1 protein-coding gene is annotated in these 301 nt (G+C 43.9%); it reads right to left on the bottom strand.

Annotated elements, in window-relative coordinates:
• The coding region (locus tag HC176_RS18890; protein ID WP_425338233.1) for an ABC transporter substrate-binding protein at positions 1 to 301 on the bottom strand (301 nt) is incomplete at both ends.

The following is a 301-nucleotide window of genomic DNA, read 5'->3' as shown; positions in this document are numbered from 1 at the left end:
CCCAATTGGGTCTGGTATTATCTAAAGCGGCTGCCATTGCTCCCTGGCTAATACTTCCGCTTTCTCCCGGGGAAACTACTTTTGCTGAAGGCAGGGCTGCAGACAGTTTTCTTCTTTTTTCATAATTATCTGCAATGATCACCACATTCTTTCCTGCTGAATTTTCAGAAATATAGGAGAGCATTGCATCAGTCAGCATTTCATCTGTAGGTACAGTTTGAAGAAAATTGGAGATTGATCCGGCCTCTTTGGTTGTAAGTGGGGAAACTACAGGAATATTTCTTCTCTCCAGTCCGCGTGC

The organism is Tamlana crocina (assembly GCF_012037625.1).
The sequence above is the reverse complement of the archived record's forward strand: the minus strand, read 5'-3'. Positions and strand labels throughout refer to the sequence as shown.